We start from the raw sequence: 25,673 nt of genomic DNA, 5'->3' as shown, positions 1-25,673 counted from the left end.
AGCCTTTCAGGCGAAACGCTGGCGATAGCGGGGGACCGCATCGGGGTTGACGAGCTGCTCCGGCAGTTCGCCGGCCGCGACACGACGCGTTTCGGCGACGACGCCCTGGCCCATGCGCAACATGCTTTCCTCGGTGATTCCGGCCATGTGGGGCGTCAGGATAACGTTTCGAAGCGCCAGCAGCGGGTGGTCGAACGGCAGGGGCTGTGTGTCGAATACATCGATCGCCGCGCCGCCGAGATGGCCGGTTTCCAGGGCCTCGATCAGCGCGCTCTCCACGACCACCGGTCCGCGCGCGACATTGATCAGTAGCGCACCAGGCCGCATCCGCTCCAGTGCAATCGCGTCGATCAGCCCGCGTGTCTGCGCGGTCAACGGGCAGCAAAGAACGACGATGTCAGCTTCAGAAAGCAGGTCCTCCAGCGAAACGGCGCGCATGGACTCGGGCACATTGCCGGCGCTCCGCGTATGGCAGACCACGTCCATCGCAAAGCCACTCTGCGCGATTCGTGCGATGTTTCGGCCGACATTGCCCATGCCGACAATGCCGATGGTCCGACGGGAGAGCTCCCGCCCGAAATCCGAATGCGCACGGCCCGCCGCCCAGCCCCGCTCCCGTAGGTCTGTGTTCACCTCGGGGTAGCGCTTAAGCAGCGCCAAAGCGGTCCAGATAACATGCTCCGCAACGCTGAGCGCGTTGACGCCCGGCACATTGGCAACCAGCACCCCGGCATCCGTGGCCGCATCAACGGGGATCATGTCGATCCCGGCGCCGTGCCGCACCAGCGCCTTCAGTCCCTGTTCCCGCTGGATGACCTCGGCCGGTATTGGAGCCCTGACCACAATGACCTCCGCTCCCGTGCTTTCGGCGACGATCGCCTCGGGCGTCGGTGCGCTTGCAACGCGATAGGCGCCGATGCCGGACAGCGCCTCCGTCACTTCCGGGTGAAGGTGATGGGTCGAGAAAATCGACAGGCCGGCCATGTCAGTCGGAGAGCTCGGCCGGCTGCAGGAGTTCGCTCCAATAACTCATGGCGCCACGCAGATGCGAAACCATGAGGGCGGAAGCCAGCGCCGCATCCCGATTCACAAGCGCTTCGAAAATCTGCTTGTGTTCCTCGTGCGACTTCCGGTTGCGATCGGGATCGCGAAAGTACACCTTGAGGCGGTTCCCGCCCAGTTCGTAGAAGGCGGTGCAGATGTTGAGAAACAGCGTGTTCTGGGTCGCACGGACGATCTCCAGATGAAACTCTTGGTCTAGCCCGTCTATACCCTCTCCTTGGGCAATGCGTTCCTCTGAACGGACGAGAATGTCGCGCAGACGGTCGAAATTCTCGTCGTCAGCGCGCGCGGCAGCAAGTTCAGCCGCCTTGATTTCGTGGATCTTGCGAACTTCGACCGCCTCGTAGATCTGGCGGTTTTCCAGCGGCAGCCCTGCCCGCGCAAGAAAAGCCATCGCCTCGATGCCGGTATTGTCGGTATTGACGTAGATGCCAGATTTCGCGCGCCGCTCGATGACCTGCATCGCCTCCAGGATCGCCAGCGCTTCGCGCACCTGTCCCCGGCTCACGGAAAAATGTTCGGCAAGGTCGCGTTCAGACGGCGCCTTCCCGCCATTCGTGCGAGCACTGTCCAGCAGGTGGGTAGCTATGGCTGGAAGGATTTCCTGTCCCTGCATCGTATGTTCGCTCGCGTCAGAATTTCGAGAAACGCGTAAGGATATCGGTGTCCACGTCAAGCCCAAGCCCGGGCGCATCGGGCACAGAAATCATTCCGTCTTTCACGAACACCTTTTCTCGAGACAGGTCGTGGATCATCGGGTTGGCGCCCAGCGAATACTCGACGATAAAACCCGCGGGCGCAGCCGCCACAACATGGAGCCCGGCAAAGAATGCCGGCGCGCCGGCCCAAAGATGCGGTGCGAGGCGCAAATTGAACGCCGAGGCCATCGCCGCGATGCGCATGGCCTCAGTGATACCGCCGCAAAATGCGGGGTCCGGTTGAAGGATGTCGGCGGCGCGCGAAACCATGATGTCGCGGAAGTCGAACCGGGTGCATTCCGATTCGCCGACGGCGACCGGGATGTGCGTCGCGTGGCGAAATTCCGCCAGCCCCGGCACGTCGTCTCCGGTGATCGGCTCCTCGAACCAGGCGAGATCGCAATCGGTCACCATGGCAGCGAAACGCTTTGCCTGCGCCACGGTGTATGTGCCATGCGCGTCGACCATCAGGTCGACATCTGGTCCGATCGCCTCGCGGGCGGCCCGCACACGCTTCGCCGAGACATGTGGCGCGCCGTCCATTGCGCCGACCCGCATCTTGACGGACTTGAACCCGCCGGAATCGATATAGGAGCGCAACTGATCGCCAATACCCTCGGCATTAGCCCAGCCGCCGGATGCATAGGCCGGAAGCCGGTCCGCCGACCGACCCCCGAGAAGCGACCAGACCGGCACGCCGAGCACCTTTCCCTTGATGTCCCACAACGCGATGTCGATCGCACTGATTGCCGCGAGTGAGAGTCCCCGGCGGGCAAGTTCCGGGAAAACATGCCCGCCGGCGGCGGCGCTTTCGCGCCGTGAACCATTGTAAAGCGCCTCCCAAATCGCAGTTATCTGCGACGCGTTCCAGCCGATGAGAAACGGCCCGACTTCCTTGTTGATGAGATGAACCAGGGCGGCATACTGACCGGCGCTGCCGGCGGCGTTCTTGCCTTCCCCCCATCCGACGATGCCGTCCTCCGTCTCTACCCTCACAATAGCCGCGTCGAATGTCCTCAGCCGGCCGAAGTCACTCACGTGCTGGCGCGACTCCTCGATCGGGATCTGTATCCAGCGGGCTTCTATCGACTTGATACGCATCGGATGTCCTCCTGCCGCGCCTGGCCCGGTCACTTCATCAGCGGCAAGAGGGTCTCAGCGGTGATCCGCATCTGGTCGGCATAAAACTCTTCTGTCAGCAGAGAAGATCCATGATCCTGGATGAACTTGAGCTGTTCCGGAGAGATGTCGACGGGATTGGTCTCGACCATGTCCGGATACATTGTCGCCGGTGTCCGGTCGACCGGAGCGACGAATTCGTTGGTAAGCGCGCCGTCATAGCCGATGTCTTTCAGCGTGTTCACGATCTTCGGCCAGTCGAGGTGCCCCAACCCGGCGCCGAAACGGTTGTTGTCGGCGACATGGAAATCGAACAGACGATCGCCGGCGAGGCGGATGGCCTCGTAGATGTCGCTCTCCTCGATATTGAGGTGGAACGCATCCAGGCAGACGCCGCATTCCGGACTGACGGCATCGGCCAGTGCGAGCGCCTGCGCACAACGGTTAAACAGGTAGGTTTCGAAGCGGTTCAGCGGCTCGACCGCAATCTTTACGCCCTTCTTCTGCGCATGCGCGAAGCATTCCTTGGTCGCTTCGACGACCCAGCCCCATTCCTCTTCGGGGGTACCGTCCGGCACTACCTTGCCAACGGTGGCCGGAACCAGCGTCACGATCTCGCCTTCGAGTTCGGAAACCATGGTAATCACCGACTTCACGTAGTCGACAGATCGTGCGCGCTGGCCCTCGTCCTTTGCAGCGAGGTTTCGCTCGCCGAGCGTAAGTGTGACCGCGCCCCAGCAGCGCATGCCGGTTTCCTTCAGAAGAGCCCGCGTTTCCTTGACGTCGTATTGCGTCGGCTCGCCGGAAATCTCGATGGACTCATAGCCATATTGCTTGATCCGGCGCACCGTCGTTTCCAATGGCTCCGCCCGCATCCAGTTGTGGGTTGAAAGATGCATTTCCGTCCTCCCTTTATTTGAATACGCCAGCTTTCTTGGAGTGCCGGCCAATCCCTTCTGGTTATACCAGATAGCGCCGGATTGCGATGGCGGTCAAGAGACGCTTCTAGGTGGTGATGCTTTTAGAATCGGCATTTTTTGAAAAACCGATTTACATTCGGGAATCATAAAACTTTCCGCTGGTCGATTTACCGCCATTTTGGTAGTACCAGGATGGCGAGAAGAGGAATTCATATGAAAATTGGAATGTGCATGTTTCTCTGGACGACCAGCGTTGGGCCGGAGCATGAGGCGCTACTCGCCGACATCCGCGAAACCGGCTTCGACGGCGTCGAGATTCCGGTCTTCGAGGGCGAGCCGGAGGATTACGCGAAACTCGGCGAATTGCTCGATTCGCTCGACCTCGAACGCACGGCGGTTTCGGCTCTCGGCGATCCTGCGCATGACCTGATATCACCCTCCATCAATGTTCGAAACGACGCAGTCGACCGCATGAAATGGGTGCTTGAATGTACCCGTGCGCTGGGCGCCGACAGGGTTTCCGGTCCACTGCATTCGGTGCTCGGCCAGTTCTCCGGCGCAAGCCCAACGGTCGACGAGTTCGAACGCGCCGTCGAAAGCCAGCGGCGCGTCGGTGAGATCGCGAGCGCCTGCAAAGTTACTGTCGGGCTCGAGGCACTGAATCGCTTCGAATGTTACCTCGTCAACACGATGGACGACCTGTGCGGCCTCGTGCGACGAGTCGGACATCCGAACATCAAGGCGATGTACGATACGTTCCACTGCAACATCGAGGAGACCGATCCCGTTGGCGCTTTGACGCGCAACAAGGACCAGATCACCCACATACACATTTCTGAGAACGACCGCGGCGTACCGGGAAGGGGCAATATCGACTGGTCCGCCACCTTCGAAGCAATCCGGTCGATCGGTTACGACGACTGGCTGACCATAGAGGCGTTCGGTCGCGGGCTGCCAGATCTCGCCGCGGCGACGAAAGTCTGGCGCGATTTCGCCGAAAGCCCCGAAGCGGTCTATCGCAACGGCTTTGCACATATATCCGGGTATCTGGCGAAGGGTGCATCTTACGCGAATGGCTGAGGGCGCTAAGCCGACGCAGAATCTTATATGGCCAAAGAAGCGCGTTATTGCCTCGTCGGGGAGTTGTCTGCAATCTCGACCCATAACCTTACGCCATGGCCGACATCGATCGAGTCGCTTTATAACCAAGAAAAGATTTCGATTACCACTCGCCAGAACAAACACTTCAGCGCGAAACCGGATTGCCATTAGGTAAGTGAACACTTATAAAAAGCCAATCCATGCAAGGGCATCCCCGCCACGTCATGCGGCTCCATGGAACTCGCCGACTAGAGCACGAACGCGCTTACGACCGAACGAACTTGCTGACCTGCTTGCGAACGTACGAACAATGCGAACGTCGATAATTGTCCATTAGGCGACGTGCCGCTTCCTTTCCCGGAATGCGAACTATAGCGGCCTCGAGATCAACGGCTAAGCCCTTATCCCATAGGGGCACCATGAGGCAGCCGCAGCCGACCGGAAGATTGTGGCGCACGCTCCCCGGATAGGGATATTCGGACGCCCGCAACAATTGTCGCCGGACTATAAAGGACCCATAACAAGATCGCGGCAACGTGTTGGTAAACACGACCGAATATTGCGTGCCGATTGGAGTGAAGCCGGGCGCGATGATGCAGTGTCGTTTCGACGTCGCTGCTAACCGGATGGAGCCGAATGGCTCGGGATTCGGAGCTTATGATCAGGTTACGCATCCCGCCTGGTCGCCCTGACAAGGCTACGCTCTTCAACACTGTCGATGCAGACTCTCGACATGATCCCCTCGCAGGTTCTTGAGCGCAAAGTCGTTCACAGTATCCTGCTGGGGGAAGTCAATCTTTGCAGGTCAGGACAGCTGAAGTTCCGACTGAAGGCTGAATAGCCCCTAGATTTGTAGACGCCTTCTTCCCTAATTTTGAGGTAAGGAGGCCATGATGGGTAAAGCCAATTTCAGCGAGGATTTCAAACGGGAAGCGGTGGCGCAGATCACCGAGCGAGGCTATCCGGTCGCGGAGGTGGCGAAGCGGCTGGGCGTCAGTCCGCACTCGCTCTACGCGTGGAAGAAGAAGTTCTCACAGCCTTCTGGTGACGATGACAAGGACGCCAAGATCAGGCGGTTGAAGCGCGAGTTGGTCAGGGTCACCGAGGAGCGCGACATTCTAGAAAAAAAAGGCACCGCGTATTTCGCCAAGGATGCAAATTGAGATACGCGTTCGTCGCCGATCATCGCCCACTGTTTTCGGTGCGGGCGATGTGTCGCTGCCTGTGCATCCATCCGAGCGGCTTCTACGCCTGGCTCAAGAATCCGTTGAGCAAGCGCGCCCGCGAAGACGCGCGCCAGACCGAATTCATCCGGATGGCATGGAAGGACAGCGGCAAGGTGTATGGCTATCGTAAGCTCCACGATGATCTGCTGGATCAGGGCGAGACGTGCTGCCCGAACCGCGTTGCACGTCTGGCCAGTTTGGCAGGCATCAGGGCCCAGATCGGCTACAAGCGTCGGCCGGGCAGCCATGGTGGCAAGCCATCATTGGTCGTCGACAACACGTTGGACCGACAGTTTGATGTGGATGCGCCGGACCGGATCTGGGTCACCGACATCACATACATCAGAACACTGGAAGGCTTCGCCTATCTGGCCGTCATCATCGATCTCTATTCCCGGCGTGTTGTCGGATGGGCAATGCAGAGCCGTCAGACGACGGACGTGGTCCTGCAGGCTGCTGATGGCGGTATGGAGACGGAAGCCGAAGAGCCGGGTGCTGATCCATTCGGACCAGGGTTCCCAGTTCACCAGCATGGACTGGGCCTCATTCCTCAGGGCTCACAATCTGGAACACTCGATGAGCCGGCGCGGAAACTGCCATGATAACGCGGTTGCCGAGAGCTTCTTCAATCTGCTCAAGCGGGAGCGGATACGGCGCCAGACCTACAAGACGAGAGCCGAAGCCAGGCAGGACGTGTTCGACTACATCGAGATGTTCTGCAACCCGAAGCGCAAGCATGTCAGGAACGGGATGCTGTCGCCCGTCGAGTTCGAACGGCAGCAGGAAATGAGCACCGAGGGCGCCTAGAAAACTCGGGGCAATTCAGGTGCCAAGCAATCCCGCAATCCACATCTAGAGCAGCTCACCTCATCCGCAACTACAGTCGTTTTTTGCTTTCCATGTCGAACAAATGAACCGAGTTGGAAGCGGCGCCCAGGTAGATTTCATCGCCGGGACTAAGCTCATGACGATCGCGAAAAACCGCGGTGACTTGAACCCCTGCAACCGTCGCGAAAACGTGGAGTTCGGATCCCGTGGGCTCCACCACCGTGACTGTTGCCGGGATTCCCGTCTCTTGTAGCACCAGATGCTCCGGCCTGATCCCCGCGACGACACGCTGTCCAATATGAGAAGCAGGTGCGGAGGGCACGGGAATTGTCGCAGCATCTATTTCGAGATACGGCACATCGCCGCCACACAGATTGGCCTGCAGGAAATTCATGGCAGGCGAGCCGATAAATCCCGCCACGAACAGATTCGCGGGCGTGTCGTAGAGCTCCAGCGGCGCACCAACCTGCTCGATAACGCCGTTTTGCATCACGACGATCCGATCGGCCATTGTCATCGCCTCGATCTGGTCGTGCGTGACATAGATGGTCGTGGTCTTGAGACGCTGATGAAGCTCCTTGATCTCGGTGCGCATCTGCACGCGCAGCTTTGCATCAAGGTTCGACAATGGCTCGTCGAACAGGAATACCTGCGGGTCCCTGACGATCGCGCGGCCCATGGCGACGCGCTGGCGCTGGCCACCCGAAAGTTGCTTAGGATAACGTTCAAGGAGGTCCTGCAGACCGAGGATGTCCGCGGCCTTGTTCACACGCGTGTCGATTTCCTCCTTCGGTGCGCGTCTCAGCCGCAGCGAAAACCCCATATTCTCGGCGACTGTCAGATGCGGGTAGAGGGCGTAGCTCTGGAACACCATCGCAATATCCCGATCCTTCGGCAAGATGTCGTTGACGACTTGCCGGCCAATCGAGACCTCACCACCGGAGATCTCTTCGAGCCCCGCTATCATGCGCAGCAGTGTAGATTTGCCGCATCCCGAAGGGCCCACCAGAACAACGAACTCGCCGTCGTCGATATCGACGGAGACGCCGTGGAGTACGGAAACCGCCCCAAAATCCTTTCGCACTTGATCTATGCTTACGCCCGCCAACTCCAAATCTCCTGTATCTCGCCGGTCAAGCGCCGGTTCTAATCGCAGTGAATGATCGAATGGCGTGTTCCGCGACATCCGCATCCTGCGCTGTTGTGCCGGAACTGACACCGATTGCGCCGGCGACCTCTCCGTCGATGACCACCGGAATCCCTCCGGGCAAGGTCGTGAAGCGCCCTGCCTGCAAATTCTGGATTCCAAATCCCGGCTGTCCCGGTTGGGTTGCAGGGCCGATTTCCGCGGTTGCCTTGCGTGCGCCCGATGCCGTGAAAGCCTTCGCAATCGCTATCTCGATCGAAATGAACTTGGCGCCATCCATGCGGTGAAACGCAAGCAGATGGCCCGCGGAATCGACCACGGCAATGTTCTGAGGAACATCGATTTCATTTGAGCGCGCGATCGCGCCCTGAATCAGAAGGGTGGCATCAGCTGAGTCCAGGTTGAAGCTCGTCTGCATCAGGCGGATACCCCTGCGACCGAAGGCCGTGCCGCCTCCTCTTCCGCGATGATCAGTTCGGAAGCACGTTCGGCAATCATGATTGTCGGGATGTTCGTGTTTGCGCGCGGGACCGTTGGCATCACCGACGCATCCGCGACGTGGAGGCCTTCAACACCGTGTACTCCCATCGTCGTGGGATCCACGACGGCTTCGCGGATGTCGGAACGACCCATTCGGCAGGTGCCGCTAACATGCCATTGCGCGATGGCATTGGCCTTTACGAACTGTTCGAGAGCCTCCCGATCATCGACGATCTCCGCGAGCGACCTCCCGTTGCCGAGAAACGTGCGGAAAAATCGGTCCCTTATGAACGGCATGACGTCGAGCGCCGCAGCGGCAGGTGCGGTCAGCAGATAGTTGCGCAAAGTTACCTTTCCGAGCGCCTTTGCAAATCCGCTATAGGCCGATGGCGACGCACATTGAATTGCCTCTGCGAGTTCAGGGCGTGCGAGGATCGTCGCCATCAGACGCACGCTGTCGATCAGCCTGTTCGTATCGCGAATATCGCTCAGGAAATTGAGCGCCGCGACCGGCTCGTCGTCCGGGCTTGCGCTCTGGATTCGAACCCAGCCGCGCGAATGCACCTTGTTAAGCCAGGAGATCATCGTGCCGATACGGTGTCCGAGAGGATGCCATGCAGAGCGCGCGACTACCGCCATGTACATGTCCGATGGCGGGCATTCCGCATGGTCGGAACTGTAGCGGAGACCGAACAGCATATGACGTCTTGTCGTGTCACCAAGCCTCGCATGGGGCTTGAGAAACGCTGATACCGAGATACCCGGGTGCTCCTGCAGGTTTTCGCCAACGCCCGGCAGATCCGTCAGCACATCGATGCCCAATTCGCGCAGAAGCCCGGCATCGCCGATACCCGCCTTCTGCAACAGCGCGGGAGAATGCAATGCGCCCGCGGCCAGGACCACACGTCGGGCAGCGATCCGTACACGCTGGCCGTTGCGGACGACTTCGATACCCGTGACACGCCGGCTTTCCGTGAGGAGCCGCCTGGCGCAGGTGTCCGCCATGACTTCGAGATTCGACCGGGCTCTCACGTCCGAGCTGAGATATCCGCGCGCCGTCGAGACACGATCCTTACCATCGTTCGACAGCGACATCGGGAAGCAGCCATCCGTATAAACGCCGTTCTGATCACCCAGATTTGGATAGCCAGCGGCTTCGATGGCAGACTTCGCGCACTTGGCGAATTCCGGCCACTGCGCCTCAGGTACCCGGTGAATGATGATCGGACCGTCCTTACCATGCAGCGGGCCGTCGAAATCGATGTCTGTTTCCAGTTTCCGGAAGAACGGGAGAACCGTTTCCCATGTCCAGCCATCGGCACCGAGTTCCTGCCATTCGTCGTAATCGTCCGGCGTTCCGCGATTCGCCATCTGCCCATTGATGGTCGAACCGCCGCCAAGAATGCGCGCCTGCTCGTATTTGAGCAGTGGCGGGCGGTCTGCCGTGTTGTTTCCGAATGGCTGACGGTAGGCCTTGAGCTCGGGCCAATGGTTATCTGGATCGAATGCCGCTCGTGCAGGATAGATGTCGCGAATGGCATCCGATTCCGAGCCCGGCGGGATATCCGCCCCCGCTTCGATCAGAAGGACCTTGCGGTTCGGGGATGCGGACAAGCGATTGGCCAATACACATCCGGCGCTTCCTCCACCGACTATGACAACATCCCACACAACACTCATCCCTTGACTGCTCCTTTGGTCAGGCCGGCTACGAACTGCCGACCAAAAAGTATGAAAATGAAGAGGATCGGGAGCATGGCGAGGGTCGCAGAGGCGGTCAGAGGTCCCCATTCGCGACCGAAGAATCCGATGAAACCGTAGACCAGCGGCTGGATCGGCTTGAGCTGGGGGCTATCGACCATGACAGAGCCGGCAACGAACTCATTCCAGGTTCCGACAAACGCCAGGATGCTTGCCGCAGCGAGCGCGGGCCGCGAAAGCGGCAGCACGATGCGCCACAACAGGCCAACCCTGGATATGCCATCCACAATGGCAGCCTCATCGAGCTCATGCGGAATGCTCTCGACGGCACCTTTCAAGATCCAGATCGTCATCGGCAGCTGGTGTGCGGCATAGATCAGCGGCAGTACGTATGGCGTATTCGTCAAACCGAGACGTACAAAGTAGATATAGGTCGGGATCAGCAGCGCGGCGGCTCCGATGGAAAGCGGAATGCTGGCGATGATCAGCAGAAACAGGGGGCGCCGCAGTGGAAAACTGTATCGATCGAATGCGTATGCGGCCGGCAACCCCACCACGACAACCGTGATGACCGCAACGACGCAATAGATGAAGCTCGTGAGCATGTTGCCGAAAAAGCCCGTCGCGGCGACACGATGATAGTTGTCGGGGGTCGGCGCGAAATCGAAGAATGCAGGCGGAAAACGGAACAGATCCTGCTCGGACTTCAGCGAGGTCAGAACTCCCCAAACAAACGGGAGCCCATTGAGGACAACCAGCAGTATGACGAGCGCGACCACGAGCGTCTGAGTCGAGACCTTCGCCGCCCTGCGCCGGGCCGACATGCGCGCGCCTGGAGCAGACTTACGAGCAGTTTGAGCTTGCACGGACATTCTCCTCAAGCCTTCCAGCCGGTCAGGCGGACGTAAGCGAGAACCATGAAGATGTTCGCGGCGAACATGACCAAGGCAAGCGCCGTAGCGGAGCCGAGATCGAAGATGGCGAACGCACGCTCATAAACCTCGAGGGCGAGAATGCGGGTGGCATCGTTCGGGCCGCCCCCGGTCAGGACGAGCGGGGTTTCGACCGTATTGATATTCGCCAGCATCAGCACCACGACGACGAGCAACATGGGGGTCTTGAGAAGCGGCAGGGTGACCAGCCGGAACACTTGCCAGGGTGTCGCCCCATCGACGTGCGCCGCCTCGATGCACTCGTTGGGAATGCTCTTGAGACCGGCGAGGAGGACGATCACGGCATAGCCCAGCCGCTTCCAAACCGATACGAAGATGAGAAGCCCCATGGCGCCGGTCGAATTGGTCATCGGCGTGAATTCACCGCCAACCAACGTTCCGACTGCATAGGATGCAACGCCGATATCGTTGATAAACACCCATCTGAACAGAAGCGTGGCGACGACCGCGGACGTGATCCAGGGCAGGATCACGATCATCTTCGCAATCATCGCCGCACGCGGTTTCATCCTGTCGATGCCGACCGAAATAGCAAGGGCAATGGCTACCGTGATCACGACCGACGCACCCGTGTGGATGACCGTACGCAGCATTGTCCCGGGCAACGTGTAGTCCTGGAACAGACGAAGGTAGTTCGCACCACCGTCGAACGGCCCAACCGCGCCATAGCGGATGTCGTGCAGACTGAACCAGATCGCATAGACGACTGGCGAGAAAAGCACGAAGCCAGTCAACACGAAGGCAGGCGCTACGGACGTGAAGGCCGCGGTATTCGACTTCATTTCAAGGTTCCCTGGGACGGTCTGAGAAGCGCATCGCGCAAGCCTCAGCTTCGCGACGCGCCTGTTTTTCCGGCGATCAGCGCCGGTTTTGCTGATTAAACCGCTTCTCGGCTTCCTCAAGGGCCTCCATCGGATCCATTCCTCCCGAAAGGACATTCTGCGCGGCCTTGTTCAAAGCCTGGCGGTAACCGCCAACCGCGAACTTGACCGGACTGATCCATCCGTAACTGGCGATACCCTTGGCCGCTTCGACAATGTACTGGTTCTCGGGTTTGGCGAAGAAATCGGTCATTTCGCTCATGTTCTTCGCGGAGGCAGGGATCTGACCACCGACCTCTATCCAGAGTTTGTCGGCTTCCGGGCCCGCCATGTATTCTAGGAACTTGGCTGCTTCATCGATCTGCTTGCTGCCCGACCACACACCGACAGCCCAGCCAGCCATCACCGCGGGGGAATGCGGCTTGCCATCGACGCCCGGCCAGATCATGAACCCGACATTCTCCTTGCCAACCTTCGCCTGCATGGTCGACACGCGAACGACAGCGCCCGTGAACATCGCCAGACGTCCGGCCGCGAACTGCTCGTAGAGATCCTCTGCGCTCCAGGTGACGGCCTGGGGCGGCGTGATTTCGTGCTCGGTCACCATGTCGGTCTGAAGCTTGAGCGCTTCGGCGCCGATCGGGTTAGCCCACATGGCACGACCGTCCTCATGGAAGAGATCGCCCTGTCGGGACAGCATCACGGACGTCATCATCTGGGCGTCGGCACGGTCCTCGCTGAACTGCTGCCCAAAGCCCCACCGGCTCACATTGCCCGAATCGTCGCGTTTGGTGAGCTTCTTGCCCGCTTCGATGAAGGCCGGCCAATCGGTCAGAGAAGCGGGATCGATCCCGGCCTCGGAAAGGAAATCCTTCCGGTAAATCACGCCGTAGTAGTTACGGGAGTGGAACAGGCAATGGACTCCGCCTTCCCATGCACAGCGTTCCCAGTAACCGTCCTGACGCTCCTTGATTGCCTCTTCCGGCCACGAGTCGAGAAACAGCGGATTGAGATCGGCAAGGGCGCCCGATCCCAGAGCCTCGCCCAGCAGGTCGGTTACGACCCAGATGATATCCGGCGCATTCCCCGCACTATGTGCGGCAAGGAATTTCGGCGTCATCTGATCCCAGACTTGGGGTTCGACAACGACGTCGATTTCAGGATTTGCCGCTTCGAAATTCTCGATGATCTGATTGAGCGCAAGCTCGCGCGGGGACGTGCCTTCCGGATTAAGGAATGTCCACATGCGCACTGTCGTTTCGGCCTGTGCGGCGACGGCACTCAATTGAGTCGATGCCGCGAGCAAGCCGGCAACAGCAAGCCTTTGCATGGTTCTCATCGTTCGTTTCATCACATTTTCCTCCCTGTTTGATGTGAATGCAGACTGACGCTCAGAGCGCGGTAACGTCGTTCAGAGCGTCGTTCAGCGATCGCAGGACATGGGACTTTGCCGCGATGCGGTACGCGTCCTCGTCACGATCGGCGAGCGCGGCGACAATTGCGCGATGTTCGCGGATTTCGATTTCACGCCGTTCGCGCCAACTGTCGACGCCATGGCGCACGCGGCTGCTGACATACTGAAGCTGGATGCTCTGGTAGATCGATTGAAGCATCGCGTTCCCGGACAATTCGACGATCCGCGAATGAAACTTCGTATTCAGTTCGATTTGCTGACGTCCCGAAAGCCGCTCCCAGTCGCTATCCGCCTGCTCCACGATCTGCAGCAGCGGCTTGACGACATCGGCGACGATTTCGCCGGCCTTCATTCGCATGATGGCAAGTTCTCCGGCATTCACTTCCAGCCCGAGACGAACCTCCCAAAGATCCCGCACCTGTTGCGATGACGGCTTGCGGATTCGAAAACCCCGACGCGGGATGCTCTCGATATAGCCTTCAGCGGCCAGCCGCATGAGCGCCTCGCGAACGGGCGTCGGACTGACGTTGAACCGTTCCGACAAACCTTTGGGGTAAATGCGCTCTCCGGCGCCGACATCGGTTCCGAAGATAACCTCGTCGCGGATGCTCGCGTAAAGCGCATCGGCGAGCTTCTCTCCCGGCGCGCCCATCAGCGTCCCGCGGTCATCATCACTACTGTTTGACTGTTGCATTCCGGCCCTCCTGCTCACCAAGGATGTTACCGTCGGCGACCTCGTATTCCGCCGCGCGATCCCAATCGATTTCGCAACCATGGCCCGGCCTGTCGGACAGGAAGCCGAGACCGTCTCGCATATCGATCGGGTACGCCGGAATGTCGTCACGCAGCGGATTGGGGAGACGATTGGCCTCGTAGATGCTGAACGCCTGCGCCGCACAGCAGGCATGGAGAGCGGCCGAGACCCCGATCCCGGACCCCACTCCGTGGGGCGCAAGATCAAGGCCGTGCCTCTTGCATAATTCGCCAATCGCCATCATGCCGGAAACGCCGACCCGGGTGATATTCGGCTGCAAGACATCGACGGCCCCGCTGTGCACGAGCTCCTCGAAACTCGGCAGAACATAGTCGTTTTCACCGGCTGCGATGGGCATGGTCGCAACCTCGCGAATGCGGGCGAGATCACGGGAGCGCTCGGGCTTTATCGGCTCCTCGAGCCATGCGACATCGAGACCGTCGAGACCCTTGGCAAGATCAATCGCGTCGTCGACTTCGTAGCCGCAATTGGCGTCCAGCATCACCTGGACATCCGGACCGACAGCATCCCTTACGGCAGCCGTATGGGCGATGTCCTGCGCCACGGCGCGGCCGATCTTGAGCTTGACTGCGCGGTATCCGCTCTCGACGAACTCGCGCGCAAGTTGCGCCGACTCTTCTTCCTTCTCGAGAAACGGAATAGGGCTGACATAGAGCGGAACAGGCGCGATCTTGCCGCCGAGATGCACCGCCAGCGGCTGCCCCGCCGCCCGGGCCTTAAGGTCCCACAACGCGATGTCGATGCCACCGAGGGCCTCCATCGAGAACCCCCGAGTGTGCCCCATCGAAATGAAGTAATTGTAGAAATCCGCGAGACACTCGGATGGACTGTCCAGTTCACGCCCCACGAGCGCCGGAGCGATCAGATTGTTGATCAGCGCGGTCGTAGCCGGAGAGTAGGGAAGACCGAACGCCTCGCCGGTCCCCGTAACCCCGCCCTCCTCCTCGACGAGAATGATCGTGGAGAACTGGCCGGAACGAGGTATGCGCCGAAAATGCGCCGCCGGTCGGAGCACGGAGTCCGGAACCTTGTCCGCCCCACCCCACATCTTGGCGAAGGAAACATAAAGCGGAATTGCGCGAACAGACTTGATCCGCATTCGAGGCGGCCTCCCATATCGTTTCGCAGTTTGTAAAAAATAAAAAATAAAAAATCAAACGGAAATTTGCAGCCGATGTCTGCATACGCCAATCTCCCGGCACAGCAGGCGATCACCCGAGAATCTGATTCCTTGAATTCGTGAGACGGCGCATCCGCACCGGAAAGCATCGTCCACATGGATCGACAGCGACCATGCACTAACCTTCAGCCTGGACCACCTGATTGGGGGCCTCCAAGACCGCCGAATTCTGCGTGATGTAGAGCGGGCACTACACGATCATCCACATGGCGACCGGTTCGAAACCCTTCCGAATCATTCCGGCCGTTGGCCTCGAGATACCGATTCCTTGGACCGCATCGGGCCGACTATTGCCTGCCTGCCTTGGGCCGGGCGGAAATCGAAAACCTCGTTTCCCCGGAAGATCTTGTCCTTCCCGATGGGCGCAAAATCGAACTGGATAATTTCATCCAGGCGATCGACGATGCCAACAGGGAAGGTTTCTGCATGACGAAAGGACTGGTCGACGCCGACACCCGGTGCCTCGCGGCGCCGATATACGGTCACGAGGAAACCACAGGCAGTTCTGCATGCGCTGGCTCGCTTCTCTCGAAGGCAAGTCCATTGGCATCGAAGAGATGTGCGGCAGAATACGGGAAAGTCAGACGGACCTCGTCACCCGCATGCAATCCGGATCGCTCGCGCGCCTTGATGACCAACTCGGCACCCATGGGAGAAACCGCCTCCACAAGCGTTTCGTCACCGAGTTCTTCGACAAGGGAAATTGTCGCGTTTCCTGTTTCTTTTTCCGCAGGCTCGAGAACCAGATCTTCCGGCCGGATACCCAGCGTCACACCTTCCCCCGCTCTCGCGCCCCGACTGTCTCCAACCGGGATGTGGCTCACGCAGAATTCGTCGCTCGCCACGCGTAAACCTGTCGCATCCGCTGAGACCACTCGACAATCGACGAAGTTCATCTTCGGAGATCCCAGGAACCCCGCAACGAACAGATTGCGTGGCGCATGATAGAGCTCCAGCGGCGTTCCGACCTGCTGCACTTCGCCGGCATCCAGCACGACGATGCGGTCCGCGAGTGTCATCGCTTCCACCTGGTCATGGGTAACGTAGATCATCGTTGCTTCGAGCCGGGCATGCAGCCGGGCGATCTCTCGGCGCATGCTCACGCGCAAGGCCGCATCAAGGTTCGATAACGGTTCGTCGAACAGGAATACTTTTGGATTCCGGACGATCGCGCGCCCGATCGCAACGCGCTGCCGCTGCCCGCCCGAAAGTTGCCCTGGCTTTCGCTCAAGCAGTTGCTCCATCTGGAGTATCTTCGCGGCGTCCCTGATGCGCCGGTCGATCTCGTCCTTCGGCCGTCTCGACAGTTTGAGGGCGAACGCCATGTTCTGGTAGACGGTCTTGTGCGGATAAAGCGCATAGGTCTGGAAGACCATGGCAATACCGCGCTCCTTGGGAGACTCGTCGTTACAGATCTCGCCACCGATGCGAATATTGCCGTCGCTGACGTCGTCGAGGCCGGCGATCATCCGCAACAGTGTCGATTTTCCGCAGCCCGAAGGCCCAACGAAAACTATGAATTCGCCATCGGCAACCTCGAGATCGACATTGCGAATAATGTCGACGGCGCCAATGGATTTCGAGATGTTTTCCAGTTGAAGCGTGGCCATGAAATTCGTCTTTCCTGGCGGACCTACACTGTCCGCGTCACTTTCCTGAGATGGCGCGGATTGTCGGGATCATTTCCGAGCTTGCGCGACAGACGCTCGATGAAGACATAGAAGGAAACCGCCTGGCAGATCGGCGTTAAGAGCGGATGCGGAGCAGCGGCGCTTGAAAGATGGTCGGCATTCTCCCGATCGACATCGTCGACGAGCCAGACATCTGCGCCAGCGTCACGCATACTTTGGGCAGTTTCCAGGACACCTCCGCGGCTCTCGTCCGACGGCACGAAGAAGAGCCCGCGCAATCCCGTATCGGCGAGCGCGATCGGACCATGAAGGACTTCCGCGGAGCTATATGCCTCTGCATGGAGACGGCAGGTCTCCTTGAACTTCAGCGCCGCTTCCGCCGCGACCGCAAAGCCCATACCGCGACCCACGCAGAAAATCGGTCCGTGCGCCCGAAAGGCCTCGTCGCTCGCTGTCCAATCAGCTGCAACCGCGCGGTCGAGCGCGTCCGGCAAGGCCTGGAGCCCCTTTTCCAGGGCGCTGTCGCCTGTCCATTCCGCAACGATGAAAGCCATCGCGATCAACGACGCCACATAGCTCTTCGTCGCCGCCACCGAGACCTCCGGCCCCGCAAACAGCGGAGCGGGCAGGTCGACCAGCTCCTCGAGCGGAGATCCGCCGGCATTGACCAGTGCGGCCGTGGTCGCCCCGCCCTGCGCGCCCGCAGTGACAAGCGACAGAAGATCGGGGCTAGCGCCGGATTGCGAGATCGCAATCAGCGCCGCGCCGTCCAGACGCAACCGGCTTCCATAAACCGAAGCCACTGAAGGGCCGAGCGACGCGACAGGCCGCCCCACATGCGTCTCCACCAAATATTTCAGATAGGCCGCGGCATGGTCCGAAGAACCGCGTGCAGCCGTCACGAGCACCGGCGGATCGAGGCGCCGAAAACGCGCCCCGATCTCGCGGTAGGCGTCCAGCCCGTCTGCCAATTGTCGGCGCGAGACCTCGGGAATCTCCCGAGTCTCGCGCGCCATCATCGTCTTAGCCATCCGGGTCTCCGAGTCATGCCGCGCGCGAGCCGCCTGGATCAGGCATCCCCTTTCATCCGCGACTTGAAGAATTCGAGATGCTTCTCCTGGGCGTCGATCATGCGGGCGCGATACTCGCCGTAGATCTGATCGGTGTCGTGCAGCGTCACGCCTTCGATCGTCGGCGACGCGAATGTCGGCAATTCAATGCCCTTGTCGGCGAGTTTCTGGGCCGTCTGCGCGACGAGTTCATGCATCATCATCATCGCCAGCACGGTCGACGATCCCGCCACCGGACGCGACCAGCCGTCCACCGGCACGATGGCGTCCTCGATCGGCGCGCAGGTGTCGATCACCACATCCGCGGCGTCGGCGAGACGCTGGCCGGAGGAGTGCGTCGCCGGCTTGTCCAGATTGGCTTTCGCGTTGATTGCGATGACGGTCATGCCGCGCTTCTTCGCATAGAGCGCCGTATCGATGCCGGACGCATTGCGTCCGCTGTGGCCAAAAATCACGATGCTGTCGCCGGGATTGAGCGGCTGGTGATCGAGAAACTTCTCGGCGTAATTTTCTGTGCGCTCCAGCCAGAGGAGCTCCCGCACACCGCCGGCGCCCAGCACATTGTGCCACATCAGGCGCGGATCGGTGAGCGGGTTGAAGCCGACATAGCTGCCATAGCGCGGAAAAGTTTCCTGTGCCGGCAGAACCGAATGGCCGGAACCATATAGGTGGATCAGACCCTTGCCCGCGAGGGTCTCGGCAAGAGCGGTCGATGCGGCCTCGAACGCCTGTGCGTTTTCCTTGGCCGCGCGTTCCGCCAGTTCGAGCAAACGGCTGATATAGAGTGTGGTCATTGTAATGGATGCCTTTCTTTTACAATTTCAGATGTGCAGTTTGGAACGGATCTCGTAACGGTCTCCCCGCATGGTCGAGACCGCAAACTCGAATGGACCCTTGCTGTCGGAGGTGATCCGGCGAACGATGAAGGCAGGGCTGCCGGCTTCGACATCGAGCAGCGCCGCGTCCTGCTCCGACACAGTGCCCACGCGATAGATTTCGCGGGCCAGCTTCGGCTCGATGGCGAACCGGTCGCGCAGGATGTCGTAGAGCGAGAGAATGGGTTCTGCGATTTCCAGCAGCCCTTCAACGCGACCGGATGGCAGGTAAGCCGTCTGGATGCCGATGGGCTGATTGTTGCCTGCCCGCAGCCTGCGGAGCTTGACGACGGGCGAGCCTTCCGGGATTTCCAGCGCGGACGCGACCTCCGTATCGGCAGGCAATTCGATCATCTCCAGGATCATCGAGCCGACCACCAGTCCCCGATCGGACATCTCCTGCGTGAAGCTCGTCAGACCGCGAACACCGGCGATAACCGTCGAGCTGCGCACGAAGGTTCCGCGTCCGTGTTCACGTCGCAGCAGGCCCGATTCCTCAAGGTTGCTGAGCGCGTGCCGGATCGTGATGCGGCTGACACCCAGCATCTCGCTGAGTTTCCCCTCGTTGGGAAGTTGTGTGCCGTCCGGCCAGGTCCCGTCGGCGATAAGCGACCGCAGCGCAGATTCCGCCTGGTGCCAGAGCGGTTCCGGACGCTTCCGGTCCGGCCGAGCGATATTGCCGATTTTCATGAGGTCCCCCTGCCCGTCCAAAGTGCATGCTCACATGCCGCAAGCCCGGCGCCATACAGGCTCGCGCGCGGCCCAAAACGTCCTGTCACGATTTCGATTGCGCGCAGATGCGGCGGCAATTGACTCCTCAATGCAGGCAGAATCATCGGCGCAAGCACACCGATGCCCTCGGCGACGCCTCCGGAAACGATCACCGCCTCGCTGCCCAGGAGAGCGATCGCTCCGGCGAGTGTAGCGGCAAGGGCATTCGCCGGACCTGCTAGGATTGCCTTGGCGTCCGCTTGGCCGTCAGCCGCCGCGGCGATGAGATCAGCCCCCTTTTTCAATTGCGCGCGACCGGCAAGGGCATCGAGCGCTCGCCCCGAGGCCTGCCGCTCAAGCCAGCCATGCTTGTCATCGCCGCCGTCGCGCATGTCGGCATTGGCCCATCCGAAGGATGTCGCGGCACCGTTCGCGCCGCGAACGATGCGCCCGTCGGCAAGAACAGCCGAACCGATCCCTGTGCCAATGGCCAGGAGGATTGCATTGGAAACGGTTTGCGCCGCGCCATGCGCCGCCTCGGCCAGAAGCGCCAGTTGGGCATCGTTTCCGAGTGCCAGCCGGGCATCCGGGAAGGCCGAAGCCAGATCGATCCCGTCGAGATAGGGAAGATTGGGCACCCAGACGCAGCGCGAACCAGTCGCGAGACCGGGCACTGCAACGCCGATGCGGGAAGCACCATGTGCGGAGACGAGACCATGGATCCGGTCACGCAACGCGCCGAGGCTCTCGGGGGCGGACCAGTGGCCGACGGGATGCGGCTCCGCTGCGGAACCCTCGGCAATCACGCCGGCGCGGAGATTTGTCCCTCCGAGATCGATGCACAGGGTCACGCTCATCCCTTGACCCCCGTGCTGACGATACTGTCGACGAAGAAGCGCTGGAGGAACACGAAGAGTACCAGCGGCGGCAAGACGGCCAGCGTCGCCCCCGCCATCACGAGACCGGTGTTCATCGCGCCTCTGTTGTAACTCAGGAGACGGCCAAGGCTGAGCACAATCGGGTAGTCTTCCGTGTTGCCCTGCAACACGGTGAGCGGCCAGAGATATGTGTTCCAATGATAGACGAACGCGAACAGTGCGAGCGCTGCAATAGCCGGAATCACGGCAGGCGCAACCACCGAGAAAACGATCCGCAACTCCGAAGCGCCATCGACGCGCGCGGCATCGATGAGATCGTCCGGTACGCCGGCAATGAACTGCCGCATCAGGAAAATGCCGAACGCGTTTGCCAGATAGGGAACGATAACACCGAAAAGGTGACCATCGAGGCCCATATAGGTGACCATCCGGAACAGCGGTATCAGCACGACGATCGGGGGCAGGAACATCGTCGATATCAGGACGGCAAACAGCAAATCCCGGCCGCGGAAACGGTACTTCGCAAAGGCATAGCCCGCCATGAGACTGGTCACGAGGATACCGGCCGTCGTTACCGTGGCGATCACCGCGGAATTCCAGAATGATCGTGCGGCATCGATGACGTCGGCGACTTCGCGATAGGCCGTCAGCGACGGCGTGGACGGGATCCAGACGGGTGGTGTCTGCATGCTTTCGGCCGGCGTCTTCAGGCTCGACAGCAGCATCCAGACCAGCGGAAACGCGGCGATCACCGAAATGGCGACGATCGCGACAAAGAGAAGAGAATTGCCGGTACGACGGCGAATTCTGCGCAGGCTGCGCCTTCCGGGCGACATCTCAGTCATGCCCTCTCCTCCTTCTGACGCGCGAGCGAGAAGATCAGGACGATCACGACGATCAGCGAGAGCATCAGCATCACCGCCATGGCAGAACCCAGTCCGCCCTGCGCGCGCTCGATGCCAACGCGTCGGATATGGAAGGTCAGCACATTCGTCGAATTGGCGGGGCCGCCCTGGGTGATCAACGCAACTGGTTCGAAGACCTGGACCGCGTTAATCACGGCAATGACCGCCGAGAACAGCAAGGTCCGTCGCAAAAGCGGCAGGGTCACTCCGAAGAATTCCTGTACCGGGTTCGCTCCATCGATCCTGGCCGCCTCATGAAGCGACGACGGAATCTGCGTGAGACCCGCGATGGCGAGAACCGTGAAATAACCGACCTGCTGCCACACATTCAAAATGACGATGGAGTAGAGGGCCGTGTCTGGCGATGACAGCCACGACTGCGGCCCGATCCCGACCCAGAAAAGGATCTGGTTCAACGGCCCCTCGCTTGGCGAGTAGAGCTTCGACCAGACCAGAGCGACGGCGATCATCGGCACCATATATGTGGAAAAAAGGATCGTACGCAGGAACTGTCCGCCTGCGACACGGCTCTGATAAACAAGAAGCCCGAAAATGACCGAAAGCGGCAGGATCGCGACTACTGAGAGAGCCGTGTAGATGGCCGTGTTCAGGAAAGCGCGCTTGAAATCGCGCCCCACCGATATCGGACCGAGAATATCTTCGTAGTTACGCAGTCCGACAAAACGCGCCGCCTCGAACCCGGTCTGCGTCGACCACTGGTGAAACGACAACCAGATCGTCAGCACCATCGGCACGAAAATGAAGACGCCGATCAGCGCCACCGCGGGTGACACCATGATCCAGGCCGACTTTTTCTCAGCGCGCATCGATTTATAGACCCGAAAGACGCGGGCGCGCCGAAACGCGCCCGCCGGTGAGGTTATCGCCGCGACTTAGCGCTGCGCGCGTTCGAGGATGGACCCGGCGTCGGCCTGTGCGTTCTGCTGAGCCTCCTGCGCCGAAATCTGTCCATACTCCAGCTGTTCGATCACCTGCTGGAGCGCGTCGGAGAATTCCTGGCCACCAAGAACGACCGGGAACGCACGCGCATTCTCGAGTGACGAGACGTAGCCTTCAAGGAACGGGCGGCCCAGCGCTTCTTCGAACGCCGCGACATCGGAGGTTCTCGACGGCAGGATACCCATCGACTGCAGGATTCCAGCCATCGCGGAAGCGCCGTTCTCGCCGGAATCAGGTCCGTCCAGCCACTGCAGGAAGTCCCAGGCGGCGGCCTGTTCCGCGTCCTCGGCTCCGGCGTTGACCACAGTCATCCAGGAATAGGAAATCGAGCGCGCCGTATCGCCACTCGGTCCGACCGGAATCGGCGCGGTGCCGATATTGGCGAAATCGTCGCCCATGCCGGCCCGCAGCGCGCTTTCCCACCAGTTCGCCATGATGATCATACCCGTATTGCCGGACACGAAATTGTCGAGGAACGGACCGGTCGTGTTGGCATCCGACGTTCCCATCGCGGGATCGGTGTAACCTTCCTTGATCATGGTCTCGTAGAGTTCGAACGTCTCGAGCGCCTGCTGGCTATCGAGCTGCGGCTTGCCATCGGCGATCAGCGCTCCACCATTGGAGGCAAGAAGAGATGCGAAGGGATGAACGACGCCCGCCGCCCAGGAATTGATCAGGCCAAAGCCCTGCTTACCGTCCGCGCTCAGCTTCGCGGCCGCATCCTGGAGTTCGGCCCAGGTTTTCGGCGGCGCGGAAATGCCCGCTTTCTCGAACATCGCCTTGTTGTAGTTCAGGGCGTAGACGTTGATTTCGTTAGGGATGCCGTAGATTTGGCCATCAACAGCCGCCGCGGCAGCAATGCCCTCGGGCCACTCGGACGTCACTTCGCCGGAAACAGCGTCCGGTGCAGGCGCGACAAGTCCGTCACGAACGAGTTCGGGAAGCCAAAGATCGTAGATGCTCGCGATGGTCGGACCATCGCCCGAACCGCCGGAGCGAATCGTCGTCAGAAGATCCCCGAATGGCACCGCGCGGACGGAAATAGCAACACCGGGATTTTGCTCGCTATAGGCGCTTGCAGCCTCTTCGAGGAGCTTGACGGTGTCCGGAGCCCAGTGCGTCAAATAGGTGAGTTCTACGTCCTGCGCGGCGGCCGCAAAGGGCGTCAATACAGTAGCGGCGAAAGCTGCCATGCGAATCTTGGTCATTGCGGTCATGCCGGTTCTCCCTCGGAATGTGACGTGGATAGGTGGTGACAACCAATCCTGAAATAGGTTATAACCACATAACAACTCGCCTGTAAATCATCTCGGAGAAAATTCGCCATGACAGTCATCGAGGGGCGCGTGCTCATGCTGAACGGCCTCCGCAACGCCAGGGTGTCGATCGAGCAGGGACGGATCACCCGGATCGAGGAGCGCGGCGCTGCGGGAGACGACATGATCCTGCCTGGCTTCATCGACCTGCATTGCCATGGCGGCGGAGGAGCTGACGTAATGGAGGCCGGCGACGCCCCAAGCCGTGTCGCACACGCGCACGCGGCAAACGGCACGACGTCTTTTCTGGCCACGACGATGACCGCACCGCTCGGCGACATCGAGGCAGCACTCGTTTCCGTCCACGATTGCGCAAACACCCTGCGGAATAACGAGGCCGCGATCCTTGGCGTCCATCTCGAAGGCCCCTTCATCGATCGAGAGAAGCTGGGCGCGCAGCCGGACTTCGCGATCGAGGGCGACACAGCGCTGATGGAGCGGCTGATGTCGCTTGCCGATATCCGCGTGGTGACCTGCGCGCCGGAGGCGGATCCGGACGGCGCGATGACAGGCTGGCTGCGCGATCGTGGCGTCCGCGTACAAATCGGGCATTCGTCCTGCGATTACGAAACGGCCGCGAAATGCTTCGAGGGCGGTCGCCACGGCGTAACCCATATGTTCAACGCGATGTCGTCGCTACATCATCGCGCGCCGGGCATTGTCGGCGCCGCTCTCGCCCACGCGGACCATGCCGAGCTCATTCCCGATCTCCTGCACGTCCATCCAGGCGCCATCCGGGCGGCTCTCCGCGCCATCCCGAACGTCTATGCCGTCACCGATGCGACGCCGGCATCGGGTATGCCCGATGGCGATTACCGACTGGGCGCGCAGCATGTGCGCAAATGCGGCAATGGCGTCCGGCTCGAAGACGGAACGCTCGCCGGCTCCAGCCTCACGATGCACCAGGCATTCCGCAATCTTGTGAAAATCGGGCTTTCGCCGGAAGAGGCGTCGCGCAGGACATCAACCATTGCGGCGGAGTATCTGGGCCTTGGCGACCGAGGCCGTATCGTAACCGGTGCGGTTGCGGATCTCGTAGTTCTCGACGGATCTCTCGAGCTGAAGACAGTTATCTTGCGGGGAACGGAGTTCAGCGGATAGTAAATTGAGCTTAGCCGTTCAGAATAATCGGCTCACAAACCGGTTCGTCATCGAACATCCGCTCCAGGTCACAACACTCGGCATACGTAGTTCCCGGTAGGGTCATTGAACCTTCTGAACCTCAATCTCATGCCGAAATTGCCCAAAACGTCCTTCTACGAAGTGCTCTTTTCCCAGAATTGCAGAGAGTTCCGGTAGGGCCGGAATTTTGACATCGTAGGGGTCACTGGTTCAATCCCAGTACCGCCCACCATTCCACCCCTTGATAAAATTGAGTTTTCCGCATTCAGCGGACTGCCTTCATTGTTTGCCTGACACGCAGGTGACACGCGCGGATAGGCAGGCGCTGGAAGCTCAAGCCCCAATTCTGCGAAATACGCATCAATCGCCTCCCGACCCAACGAGAGATAGTCGAGTGAGAATTGCGCGCAAACTTCCGTGGGGCCCGGTCTCCGGTGACCCAGGAGCCCCTCAACCTCCCAAGGTGGTACAGCAGGTTTCCGGAGCTCGACTGCCATCGTGTGACGGAGGCTGCAGGGAGTAATTTCTTCGGAGAGGCCTGCGGCTCTTACGACAGTTTTGAACCCCTTGCCGATCCTCCTTATCGGCTTCCCATGCCAATTGATGAACCTCCGCAGTTCGCGGCTTTGCATGAACGGCAGCAGGGTGCTTGTTATCGGGACAACCGGACGGAATTTGTAGGTCTGCTTTCGACCTTTGGGATTGAGGTTCACGTGCCTGTCCTCTGTCCGGGTTCAGCGCCTGACGGATTATTTCGGCTCAATGAATGAAGGAGAATCT

The 25,673-nt window shown here is 60.2% G+C and carries 24 protein-coding genes and 1 pseudogene; 3 read left to right on the top strand and 22 right to left on the bottom strand.

Going from position 1 to position 25,673, the window contains the following annotated elements:
• Positions 1-6: 6 nt before the first annotated feature.
• Genes ACQK2M_RS06650 through ACQK2M_RS06635 form a run of 4 tightly spaced genes read right to left on the bottom strand, consistent with a single transcriptional unit; the run spans position 7 to position 3,778 of the window.
• The gene (locus ACQK2M_RS06650) at positions 7-984 is read right to left on the bottom strand and encodes an NAD(P)-dependent oxidoreductase (protein ID WP_425417157.1); all 978 of its coding nucleotides are present in this window, start codon (positions 982-984) and stop codon (positions 7-9) included.
• Between the two features lies 1 nt (position 985).
• Positions 986-1,678 carry a FadR/GntR family transcriptional regulator gene (locus tag ACQK2M_RS06645; protein ID WP_223478317.1) on the bottom strand — a complete coding sequence of 231 codons (693 nt, stop codon included), beginning with the start codon at positions 1,676-1,678 and terminating at the stop codon, positions 986-988.
• A gap of 16 nt (positions 1,679-1,694) precedes the next feature.
• On the bottom strand, positions 1,695-2,861 hold the full coding sequence (locus ACQK2M_RS06640) for a mandelate racemase/muconate lactonizing enzyme family protein (protein WP_425417156.1): 1,167 nt from the start codon (positions 2,859-2,861) through the stop codon (positions 1,695-1,697).
• Positions 2,862-2,890: 29 nt separating this feature from the next.
• Entirely contained in the window at positions 2,891-3,778 is an 888-nt protein-coding gene (locus tag ACQK2M_RS06635; RefSeq protein ID WP_223478315.1) for a sugar phosphate isomerase/epimerase family protein, read from the bottom strand.
• Between the two features lie 234 nt (positions 3,779-4,012).
• Here ACQK2M_RS06635 and ACQK2M_RS06630 point away from each other — a divergent pair, with 234 nt between their 5' ends.
• Both ACQK2M_RS06630 and ACQK2M_RS06625 read left to right on the top strand, forming a co-directional pair.
• Positions 4,013-4,879, top strand: a complete 867-nt coding sequence (locus tag ACQK2M_RS06630) for a sugar phosphate isomerase/epimerase family protein (protein ID WP_425417155.1) — start codon at positions 4,013-4,015, stop codon at positions 4,877-4,879.
• A gap of 914 nt (positions 4,880-5,793) precedes the next feature.
• A pseudogene (locus ACQK2M_RS06625) lies at positions 5,794-6,933 on the top strand (IS3 family transposase).
• Between the two features lie 70 nt (positions 6,934-7,003).
• Here ACQK2M_RS06625 and ACQK2M_RS06620 read toward each other — a convergent pair.
• From ACQK2M_RS06620 to ACQK2M_RS06540, 17 genes are all read right to left on the bottom strand, one after another.
• The gene (locus tag ACQK2M_RS06620) at positions 7,004-8,062 is read right to left on the bottom strand and encodes an ABC transporter ATP-binding protein (RefSeq protein WP_425417154.1); all 1,059 of its coding nucleotides are present in this window, start codon (positions 8,060-8,062) and stop codon (positions 7,004-7,006) included.
• Positions 8,063-8,087: 25 nt separating this feature from the next.
• Positions 8,088-8,519: a GlcG/HbpS family heme-binding protein gene (locus ACQK2M_RS06615; protein ID WP_425417153.1), complete on the bottom strand. Its 432-nt coding sequence runs from the start codon at positions 8,517-8,519 to the stop codon at positions 8,088-8,090.
• A complete protein-coding gene (locus tag ACQK2M_RS06610) occupies positions 8,519-10,261 on the bottom strand; it encodes a GMC family oxidoreductase (RefSeq protein WP_425417152.1) in 1,743 nt (580 codons plus the stop codon). Before ACQK2M_RS06610 ends, ACQK2M_RS06615 begins: the two co-directional genes overlap by 1 nt.
• Positions 10,258-11,148 carry a carbohydrate ABC transporter permease gene (locus ACQK2M_RS06605; RefSeq protein WP_425417151.1) on the bottom strand — a complete coding sequence of 297 codons (891 nt, stop codon included), beginning with the start codon at positions 11,146-11,148 and terminating at the stop codon, positions 10,258-10,260. The genes ACQK2M_RS06610 and ACQK2M_RS06605 overlap by 4 nt, the downstream gene beginning before the upstream one ends.
• 11 nt (positions 11,149-11,159) lie before the next feature.
• On the bottom strand, positions 11,160-12,017 hold the full coding sequence (locus ACQK2M_RS06600) for a carbohydrate ABC transporter permease (RefSeq protein WP_223478310.1): 858 nt from the start codon (positions 12,015-12,017) through the stop codon (positions 11,160-11,162).
• 76 nt (positions 12,018-12,093) lie between these two features.
• Positions 12,094-13,407 (bottom strand): ABC transporter substrate-binding protein, encoded by a 1,314-nt coding sequence (locus tag ACQK2M_RS06595; protein WP_425417150.1) that lies wholly within the window; start codon positions 13,405-13,407, stop codon positions 12,094-12,096.
• A gap of 40 nt (positions 13,408-13,447) precedes the next feature.
• Entirely contained in the window at positions 13,448-14,164 is a 717-nt protein-coding gene (locus ACQK2M_RS06590; RefSeq protein ID WP_425417149.1) for a GntR family transcriptional regulator, read from the bottom strand.
• Complete coding sequence (locus tag ACQK2M_RS06585; protein ID WP_425417148.1) at positions 14,145-15,344, bottom strand: mandelate racemase/muconate lactonizing enzyme family protein; 1,200 nt, start codon at positions 15,342-15,344, stop codon at positions 14,145-14,147. The genes ACQK2M_RS06590 and ACQK2M_RS06585 overlap by 20 nt, the downstream gene beginning before the upstream one ends.
• A gap of 315 nt (positions 15,345-15,659) precedes the next feature.
• Positions 15,660-15,911 (bottom strand): hypothetical protein, encoded by a 252-nt coding sequence (locus tag ACQK2M_RS06580; RefSeq protein WP_425417147.1) that lies wholly within the window; start codon positions 15,909-15,911, stop codon positions 15,660-15,662.
• Complete coding sequence (locus ACQK2M_RS06575) at positions 15,908-17,035, bottom strand: ABC transporter ATP-binding protein (protein ID WP_425417146.1); 1,128 nt, start codon at positions 17,033-17,035, stop codon at positions 15,908-15,910. The genes ACQK2M_RS06580 and ACQK2M_RS06575 overlap by 4 nt, the downstream gene beginning before the upstream one ends.
• A 23-nt stretch (positions 17,036-17,058) precedes the next feature.
• On the bottom strand, positions 17,059-18,087 hold the full coding sequence (locus tag ACQK2M_RS06570) for an SIS domain-containing protein (protein WP_425417145.1): 1,029 nt from the start codon (positions 18,085-18,087) through the stop codon (positions 17,059-17,061).
• Between the two features lie 38 nt (positions 18,088-18,125).
• Entirely contained in the window at positions 18,126-18,920 is a 795-nt protein-coding gene (locus tag ACQK2M_RS06565; RefSeq protein ID WP_425417144.1) for a sugar isomerase domain-containing protein, read from the bottom strand.
• 27 nt (positions 18,921-18,947) lie between these two features.
• The gene (locus ACQK2M_RS06560; protein ID WP_425417143.1) at positions 18,948-19,691 is read right to left on the bottom strand and encodes a GntR family transcriptional regulator; all 744 of its coding nucleotides are present in this window, start codon (positions 19,689-19,691) and stop codon (positions 18,948-18,950) included.
• A complete protein-coding gene (locus tag ACQK2M_RS06555) occupies positions 19,688-20,569 on the bottom strand; it encodes an ROK family protein (protein WP_425417142.1) in 882 nt (293 codons plus the stop codon). The genes ACQK2M_RS06560 and ACQK2M_RS06555 overlap by 4 nt, the downstream gene beginning before the upstream one ends.
• The gene (locus ACQK2M_RS06550; protein ID WP_223478340.1) at positions 20,566-21,426 is read right to left on the bottom strand and encodes a carbohydrate ABC transporter permease; all 861 of its coding nucleotides are present in this window, start codon (positions 21,424-21,426) and stop codon (positions 20,566-20,568) included. Before ACQK2M_RS06550 ends, ACQK2M_RS06555 begins: the two co-directional genes overlap by 4 nt.
• Before the next feature lie 5 nt (positions 21,427-21,431).
• Positions 21,432-22,322, bottom strand: coding sequence for a carbohydrate ABC transporter permease (locus ACQK2M_RS06545; protein WP_425417141.1), 891 nt, complete (start codon positions 22,320-22,322; stop codon positions 21,432-21,434).
• Between the two features lie 66 nt (positions 22,323-22,388).
• On the bottom strand, positions 22,389-23,672 hold the full coding sequence (locus tag ACQK2M_RS06540; protein ID WP_425417140.1) for an ABC transporter substrate-binding protein: 1,284 nt from the start codon (positions 23,670-23,672) through the stop codon (positions 22,389-22,391).
• Between the two features lie 108 nt (positions 23,673-23,780).
• Here ACQK2M_RS06540 and nagA point away from each other — a divergent pair, with 108 nt between their 5' ends.
• Positions 23,781-24,872: an N-acetylglucosamine-6-phosphate deacetylase gene (gene nagA / locus ACQK2M_RS06535; RefSeq protein WP_425417139.1), complete on the top strand. Its 1,092-nt coding sequence runs from the start codon at positions 23,781-23,783 to the stop codon at positions 24,870-24,872.
• Between the two features lie 155 nt (positions 24,873-25,027).
• On the opposite strand, the gene ACQK2M_RS06530 is transcribed toward nagA, so the two are convergent.
• A complete protein-coding gene (locus ACQK2M_RS06530; protein WP_425417138.1) occupies positions 25,028-25,606 on the bottom strand; it encodes a tyrosine-type recombinase/integrase in 579 nt (192 codons plus the stop codon).
• Positions 25,607-25,673: the final 67 nt, after the last annotated feature.

Source organism: Oricola indica (genome assembly GCF_965227485.1).
Lineage (GTDB): Bacteria > Pseudomonadota > Alphaproteobacteria > Rhizobiales > Rhizobiaceae > Oricola > Oricola indica.
The sequence above is the reverse complement of the archived record's forward strand: the minus strand, read 5'-3'. Positions and strand labels throughout refer to the sequence as shown.